This is a genomic window from Streptomyces endophyticus (assembly GCF_035798155.1).
Taxonomy (GTDB): Bacteria; Actinomycetota; Actinomycetes; order Streptomycetales; family Streptomycetaceae; genus Streptomyces; species Streptomyces endophyticus.
Genome location: NZ_JAOZYC010000209.1, coordinates 21,102 through 28,119, shown reverse-complemented (window position 1 = coordinate 28,119; position 7,018 = coordinate 21,102). Strand labels below are relative to the sequence as shown.

Sequence of the window (7,018 nt, the reverse complement as noted above, 5' to 3'; positions counted from 1 at the left end):
GCAGCGGCGCTGCGCCGACCTCGACCGGCTCTCCCGCCGCGCCGCCACCGAGGCCCGCCGCCTCGGCCCGCTGCGCGAGACGTACGACCGGGTGGCCCGGATCGCCTCCCTCGCGGCCGGCACCGCCGCGGACAACGAGCGCAAGATGCGCCTGGAGTCGTACGTGCTGGCCGCCCGCCTGGAACAAGTGGCGGCGGCGGCCACCGCGCGCCTGCGCCGGATGTCCTCGGGCCGCTACACCCTGGTGCACTCCGACTCCCTCGCGGGGCGCGGCCGTTCGGGCCTCGGCCTGCACGTCGTGGACGCGTGGACGGGCCGCGAGCGCGACACGGCGACGCTCTCCGGCGGCGAGACCTTCTTCGCCTCGCTCGCCCTGGCGCTCGGCCTCGCGGACGTCGTCACGGACGAGGCGGGCGGCGTCCGCCTCGACACGCTCTTCATCGACGAGGGCTTCGGCAGCCTCGACGACCAGACCCTCGACGAGGTCCTCGACGTCCTCGACTCCCTGCGCGAGCGCGACCGCAGCGTCGGCATCGTGAGCCACGTCGGCGACCTGCGACGCCGCGTGCACGCGCAGCTGGAGATCGTGAAGGGACGGGAGGGGTCGGTGGTGCGACAGCGAGGGGTCCAGCAGGCGTGACGACCCACAAGCCTGACCCACAAGAGGGTCAGCGGGCCTGTTCGGCGCGCTTGCGGACCGCCGCCAACCGCCGGACCATCAGCGCCCGATGCGCCCCCGAGTCGATCACCAGGAGCCGGTAGACGCGGCCGAGCGGGCCGGGGAACGACGCGTACGTACGCGCGCGCACCAGGGTGCCGCCGGGGCGCTCGGCGAGGTCGAAGGTCAATTCGTAGCGCGCGTACAGATGCCGTCCGACCAGACGGGCCGAGCGTCCGGGCACCGCCTCCACCACCGCGAAGCCCGGCAGCGTCGAGCCCTCGGCGAGCGGGGCCCCGCTGGACCGCGGCGGCCTCGCGCCGATGAACCGCGCGTACGCGTCGAAGAGCCGACCGCCGCTCCGTCCGAACTCCGAGGCCAGCACGGGCCACACCCGCTCGGCGGGCGCGTCGATCACGATCCGGTGCTCGTCGACGAAGGGCGGGCGGGGGGTCTCCATGAGGTCAGGATAGGCGCGTCATTCGCAGGAGGCGGGAGGGCGTTGTCGGGCATGATCCATGGCATGCCGAAACTGCCCCACCCCACGTCCGCCGAACTCCGCCGCGACCCCCTCCCGCTGCGCGGCCGCACCGCCCTGGTCACCGGTGCGAGCCGGCGCGGCGGCATCGGATTCGCCGTGGCCCGCCGGCTCGCCGCGTACGGGGCGAGCGTGTATCTGCACCACCACGTGGCGCACGACGAGGCGATGCCGTGGGGTGGTGACCGGCCCGCCGAAGTCGCCGACGCCGTGCGGGACGTGCGCGGCGCGCCGGACGCCGTCGTGGCGCACGGCCCCGCGGATCTCACCGCACCCGACGCCCCCGCGCGCCTGATCCGGGACGCCGCCGAAGCGCTCGGCGGACGGCTCGACATCGTCGTCGCCAACCACGCCCTCAGCGGCCAGGACGGCACGCTCGACACCATCGACGCCGCCATGCTGGACGCCCACTGGGCCGTCGACGCCCGCTCCGTGGTGCTGCTCGTCCAGGCCTTCGCCCGGCACCGGGCCGCCACGCACGCGGCGGACACCGGCGGGCGCGTCGTCATGATGACCTCCGGTCAGGACATCGCCGACGGCATGCCGGGCGAGATCGCGTACGCACTCCAGAAGGGCGCGCTCGCCTCCGTCACACGCTCCCTCGCCACGGCCCTCGCCCCGCAGTCCGTGACCGTGAACACCGTCAACCCGGGCCCCGTGGACACGGATTACCTGGACGGCGAGACGTACGACTCCATCGCCGAACTGTTTCCCGCGAAGCGGTGGGGGATGCCCGATGATCCGGCGCGGCTCATCGCGTGGCTGGCGACGGACGAGGCCGCCTGGATCACCGGACAGGTCATCGACTCGGAGGGCGGCTTCCGCCGCACCCTCGGCTAGGCCCTGGTCGCTACAACTTCGACAGCTCCTCCACCAGGTCGTCGAGCCCCAGCGACCCCTGGGACAGCGCCGCCATGTGCCACGCCTTCGCGTCGAAGGAGTCCCCGTGCGCGGCCTGTGCGCCCGCCCGGCCGAGCAGCCACGCCCGCTCGCCCAGCTTGTAGCCGATCGCCTGGCCCGGGATCGACAGATACCGGGTCAGCTCGCTCTCCACGAAGTCCGCGGGCCGGCTGCTGTGCGCGCCGAAGAACTCCTGCGCGAGCTCGGGCGTCCAGCGCTCGCCGGGGTGGAACGGTGAGTCCGCCGGGATCTCCAGCTCCAGGTGCATGCCGATGTCGACGATGACCCGGCAGGCCCGCATCATCTGCGCGTCCAGGTAGCCGATCCGGGTCTCCGCGTCCGTGAGGAAGCCCAGTTCGTCCATCAGCCGCTCCGCGTACAGCGCCCAGCCCTCCGCGTTCGCCGAGACGATGCCGAGCGTCGCCTGGTAGCGGGAGAGGTCACCGGCGACGTGCGCCCACTGCGCGAGTTGCAGGTGATGCCCCGGCACGCCCTCGTGGTACCAGGTCGACACCAAGTCGTAGACGGGGAACCGGGTCTGACCCATCGTCGGCAGCCACGTCCGGCCCGGCCGCGAGAAGTCCTCCGACGGCGGCGTGTAGTAGGGGGCGGCGGCGCTGCCGGGCGGCGCGATGCGGGACTCCACCTCCCGTACGCGGTCCGCGAGTTCGAAGTGGGTGCCGTCGAGCGCGCCGATGGCCTCGTCCATCAGCTTCTGCAACCACTCCCGCACCTCGTCGACACCCTCGATGTGCCGCCCGTGCTCGTCGAGGTGCGCGAGCGCCACCCACGGCGTCCCGGCGCCGGGCAGGATCTTCTCGGCCTCCGTACGCATCTCCGCGAGCAGCCGGTGGAACTCGCTCCAGCCGTACGCGTACGCCTCGTCCAGGTCGAGGTCCGTGCCGTTGTAGTAGCGCGACCAACGCGCGTAGCGCTCGCGGCCCACCACGTTCGGTGCGCCTTCGACGGCGGGGGCGTACACGTCCCGCATCCAGTCGCGCAGTTCGACGGTCGCGGCGTCCGCGGTGCGCGCCGCCGCCGTCAGTTCCTCGCGCAGTGCCTGCGGTCCCGCGGCGGCGAAGTCCTCGAACCAGCCCTGCCACTCGTCGAGTTGACCGATGAACGTCTCCGTAGGCCGCGGCGCCGCGTGCAGCTTCCGGTCCAGGCCGAGCGCGAGCGTCTCCCGGTAGCCGGCGAACGCCGCGGGCACCGCGCGCAGCCGCTCGGCGATGGCCGCCCAGTCCTCGTCCGTGTCGGTCGGGGTGACCGTGAACACCTCGCGCGCGTTGTGGATCGGCGAACCGAGGTTGGAGACCTCGCGCAGGTGCTCGTCCGCCTCGTGCACCGCGAGCGCGGCGGTCAGCCGCTCGCGCAGCAGCCGGGCGCAGCGCCGCTCGACGTCGCTGTCGGCGCCGGGCGCGCGCTCCGCCTCATCGAGCCGCGCGAGGGTCTCTCGCGCGAGGTCCGCGACGGCGGCGAGACCGGCGGGGGACAGGTCGGGGAGCTTGCTGTGGGACTCCCGGACCCCCAGGAAGGTGCCCTCCACGGGGTCGAGGGCGACCAGGGCGTCGACATAGGCGTCGGCGACCTGTCGGGGCAGTCGGGCAGTGGGGGGCTGAGAGCTCGCGATGTGTGGCATGCGACACATCCTCGTACGAGTCAGGGGGCCGCGTCACCATGATTCGCCGCGGGCGGAAGCAGCGGTCCGCACTCCCACTGTTGGAAGATCAACCGGGTCTCGACACGCGCCACTTCGGGGTCGCGGGCGACCCGCACGCGGTGACCGCCGGGGTGCGGCTGATCACCCCGGCGGTCAGCCTCGGCACCCGGCCTCGATCAGCCACCGCGTGGTCGCCGCCGACGACCGCAGGGCGGCGGGCGCCGAGTGCGCCCGCCCGGTCAGCCGTGCTGCTCGGCCCGCTCGTACTCCTGCTCGTGCGCGTACGGAAGCAGGGACGCCACCGGTACCGCATCGAGCCGGACGGTGATCACCAGCGTGCCCTCCTCGATCTGGTAGTCGAGGGGCAGACCGAGGCCGCGCATCGCCGCGACCATGCCCGTGTTGGCCGACTGCGTCACCGCGTACACACTGGCGCAGCCCGCCTCGACCGCCATCGCGACCAGCCGGCCGAGGAGTTCGGCGCCGATGCCCCGGCGCTGCCAGTCGTCCTCCACCAGCAGCGCGACCTCGGTCTCGTCGCCGTCCCACAGCAGATGGCCGAGAGCGACTATCCGGCCCGAGGCCGTCTGCGCGGCGAGGGTGCGGCCGTGGCGCGGGCTGAGCAGGTGCTTCAGATAGCGGTCCGCGTCGGCGACGGGCCCGTGGTAGCGGCGGTCCAACGTGGTCTGCGAGCAACGCTCGTGCATCGCCCTCGACAGGGCCAGGTCGCCGCTGCCGGCGCGCCGCACGGTGATGTCGTTGCCCTCGGGCAGCGTCAGGACGTCCTCGCCGTTCGGCACCCGCGGGCCGAGCCGGGTGTCCAGCTCCACGAGGGCGCGGGCGCGCGCGAACTCGGTGGGCGTGAACGGCAGATACGGCCGCTCCACCGCGATCACCCCGCCCTCCGGGGTGCGAAGGCGCAGCACGGTGTCGTCGAACGCGCCCTCGACCGGCGCGCCGCCGGATGCGGCGGCCGCCTTCGCCGGCAGCGACCTGATCGTGCAGCGGCCCAGCAACTGGCGCAGGGCGAGCGGGAGTTCGGCGGCGTCCAGGGCCGTGCGGGTGGCGAGGCCGAGGATGCGGGTGGGGGCGTCCACCAGATCGTGGGCGTCCGCCCGCTCGACCCAGGTGTCGGCGCCGCCCGCGCCCGCGACGACCCCGGCCAGCTCATCCAGGGTCAACTCCTCGGGCGCGCGCAGCAGGAACTCGTCCACGGTGCCCGAGGCCAGCGGATGCGTCTGCAGGCTCAGGATGTCGACCCGCTCGTGCGCGAGCACCGTGCACAACGCGGCCAGCGACCCCGGCTCGTCCCGCACGGTCGTGCGCATCCGCCACAGCGTGCTGCTCGCCGGGTCGAGCGGCCCGGCCGCGGCCTCCTGGGAGGCGGGCGGCCGGGCGCCGGTATCCGCCGTGGGTGGCGCGTGCTCCTTGCGTTCTGTCCGCAGAAGGTGGAACCCGAAGGCGGAGATGGCGAGCAGCGCCACGGCGCAGCAGAGGACAACAGTGACAACTTGCGTCTCATTACTCATACGTCCACTGTGCAGGACCGGTGTTGCGTGATCACAAACGCTTTGTGACCGGCGGGTTAAGCGTGCTTATGTCTGTTTTTGGATGCCGGGGCGCGGCGGGGTCACTGGGGGGTCACTGCGGGGTCACTGCCCCACCCGTCCCGGCTGCAACGTCTGCGAGAACAGCACGTCGCCGCCCTCCTGCCGCAGCCGTACGGTGAGCTCCCCGCTGCCGCCGTCGATCTCGACCTCCCCGAAGTACGGCGGGGTCTCGGCCGGCGAGGTGTTGTTCCGGTCCGGCGCCTTGATGAAGACCTGCCGCGGGCCGAACGTCCCGTCCAGCTTCAGCGCCTTGAACCCGCCCGCCGCGAGCGGCCCCGACACGAACTCCCAGAACGGCTCGAAGTCCTTGAACGCGGCGGTCGACGGCTCGTAGTGCTGCGCGGACGTGTAGTGCACGTCGGTCGTCAGCCACAGCGTGCCGGTGATCCGCTCGTGCTTGATGTGCCGCAGCAACTCGGCCAGCTGCAGCTCACGCCCGAGCGGTGCGCCGGGGTCGCCCTGCGCCACCGCCTCGAAGTTCGTGCCGTCCGGGACGACGAGGCCCAGCGGCATGTCGGAGGCGATCACCTTCCACACGGCGCGCGAGCGCGACAACTCCCGTTTCAGCCAAGCGAGCTGCTCGGCGCCGAGGATCCCGGTCGCGTCGTCGGTCTGCCGGCCCGTCGAGTTCGCGTTGCGATACGTCCGCATGTCCAGCACGAACACGTCGAGCAGCGGCCCCTGCCGCAGCACCCGGTACACCCGGCCGTCGGCGTCGCCCGGCGGCAGCGTCGAGACGGGGAAGTACTCGCTGAAGGCGCGCAGCGCACGGCCGGACAGCACGTCGACGTTCTTCTCCGTGTACCGCTCGTCGCTGAGGATCTGGCCGGGATACCAGTTGTTGTGCACCTCGTGGTCGTCCCACTGCGTGATCGTGGGGATCTGCGCGTTGAAGCGGCGCAGATTCTCGTCGAGCAGGTTGTACCGGAACGCGCCACGGAACTCGCCGAGCGTCTCGGCGACCTTGGACTTCTCCTCGGTGGTCACATTGCGCCACACCCGCCCGTCGGGCAGCGTCACGCTGGGCAGGATCGGGCCGTCGGCGTAGATGTTGTCGCCGCTGCACAGGAAGAAGTCCGGGTCGAGGGCGCGCATGTCCTCGTACACGCGGTAGCCGCCACGGTCCGGGTTGATGCCCCAGCCCTGCCCGGCGATGTCCCCGGACCACAGGAACCGCACCCCGTCCCGGCGGGACACGGACGCGGTACGGAAGGTCCCCTCGACCGGCTCGCCTGTGCGCCGCGGGTCGTCCGGATCGGCGAGCCGCACGCGGTAGTGGATCTGCTCACCGGGCGGCAGGCCGCGCAGCCGGGTCGTCCCGGTGAAGTCCGTGTCGGGACCGATCAACGGCCCCCGCCATCTGGTGACGTTCTTGAACGTGTCGGTGGCCGACGTCTCCACGACCATCCGCGCGGGCCGGTCCGAGCGCACCCACACGAGGCCCGAGTGCGCGCCCACGTCGCCTGCCTGCACGCCCCAGCCCGCCTTCGGACGCCCGGAGAGCGCGAACGCGGGCGCGGCGGCCCCGCCGATCGACGGAAGGGCCAGCGCCGCGGACGCGGCGAGCGCGCCGCGAAGCAGCCCGCGGCGGCCGGGCTGGGGAGTTAGCGGACGGTCTGACATGGACGCCTCCAGAGACGGTCTCGACGACA

6 protein-coding genes and 1 pseudogene are annotated in these 7,018 nt (G+C 72.8%); 2 read left to right on the top strand and 5 right to left on the bottom strand.

Annotated elements, in window-relative coordinates; genetic code table 11:
• A partial coding sequence (locus tag OKJ99_RS42800) for an SbcC/MukB-like Walker B domain-containing protein (RefSeq protein WP_326024083.1) occupies window positions 1–640 on the top strand: 640 nt, incomplete at its 5' end.
• 28 nt (window positions 641–668) lie between these two features.
• On the opposite strand, the gene OKJ99_RS42795 is transcribed toward OKJ99_RS42800, so the two are convergent.
• Window positions 669–1,118, bottom strand: a complete 450-nt coding sequence (locus tag OKJ99_RS42795; protein ID WP_326024082.1) for an SRPBCC family protein — start codon at window positions 1,116–1,118, stop codon at window positions 669–671.
• A 63-nt stretch (window positions 1,119–1,181) separates the two neighbouring features.
• Here OKJ99_RS42795 and OKJ99_RS42790 point away from each other — a divergent pair, with 63 nt between their 5' ends.
• Window positions 1,182–2,036, top strand: a complete 855-nt coding sequence (locus tag OKJ99_RS42790; RefSeq protein ID WP_326024081.1) for an SDR family oxidoreductase — start codon at window positions 1,182–1,184, stop codon at window positions 2,034–2,036.
• 10 nt (window positions 2,037–2,046) lie between these two features.
• Here OKJ99_RS42790 and OKJ99_RS42785 read toward each other — a convergent pair whose 3' ends face one another.
• From OKJ99_RS42785 to OKJ99_RS42770, 4 genes and pseudogenes are all read right to left on the bottom strand, one after another.
• The gene (locus OKJ99_RS42785) at window positions 2,047–3,735 is read right to left on the bottom strand and encodes a DUF885 domain-containing protein (RefSeq protein ID WP_326024080.1); all 1,689 of its coding nucleotides are present in this window, start codon (window positions 3,733–3,735) and stop codon (window positions 2,047–2,049) included.
• Window positions 3,736–3,755: 20 nt separating this feature from the next.
• A pseudogene (locus OKJ99_RS42780) lies at window positions 3,756–3,851 on the bottom strand (Lrp/AsnC family transcriptional regulator); the annotation flags it as partial.
• A gap of 144 nt (window positions 3,852–3,995) precedes the next feature.
• Window positions 3,996–5,285: a GNAT family N-acetyltransferase gene (locus tag OKJ99_RS42775; protein WP_326024079.1), complete on the bottom strand. Its 1,290-nt coding sequence runs from the start codon at window positions 5,283–5,285 to the stop codon at window positions 3,996–3,998.
• Between the two features lie 123 nt (window positions 5,286–5,408).
• Window positions 5,409–6,989 carry an alkaline phosphatase D family protein gene (locus OKJ99_RS42770; protein ID WP_326024078.1) on the bottom strand — a complete coding sequence of 527 codons (1,581 nt, stop codon included), beginning with the start codon at window positions 6,987–6,989 and terminating at the stop codon, window positions 5,409–5,411.
• Window positions 6,990–7,018 lie beyond the last annotated feature (29 nt).

Excerpts from the sequence above, each read along its gene's own strand:
- OKJ99_RS42790 (WP_326024081.1), top strand. The coding sequence starts at position 1,182 with ATGCCGAAACTGCCCCACCCCACGTCCGCCGAACTCCGCCGCGACCCC.
- OKJ99_RS42785 (WP_326024080.1), bottom strand. The coding sequence starts at position 3,735 with ATGCCACACATCGCGAGCTCTCAGCCCCCCACTGCCCGACTGCCCCGA.
- OKJ99_RS42775 (WP_326024079.1), bottom strand. The coding sequence starts at position 5,285 with ATGAGTAATGAGACGCAAGTTGTCACTGTTGTCCTCTGCTGCGCCGTG.
- OKJ99_RS42795 (WP_326024082.1), bottom strand. The coding sequence starts at position 1,118 with ATGGAGACCCCCCGCCCGCCCTTCGTCGACGAGCACCGGATCGTGATC.
- OKJ99_RS42770 (WP_326024078.1), bottom strand. The coding sequence starts at position 6,989 with ATGTCAGACCGTCCGCTAACTCCCCAGCCCGGCCGCCGCGGGCTGCTT.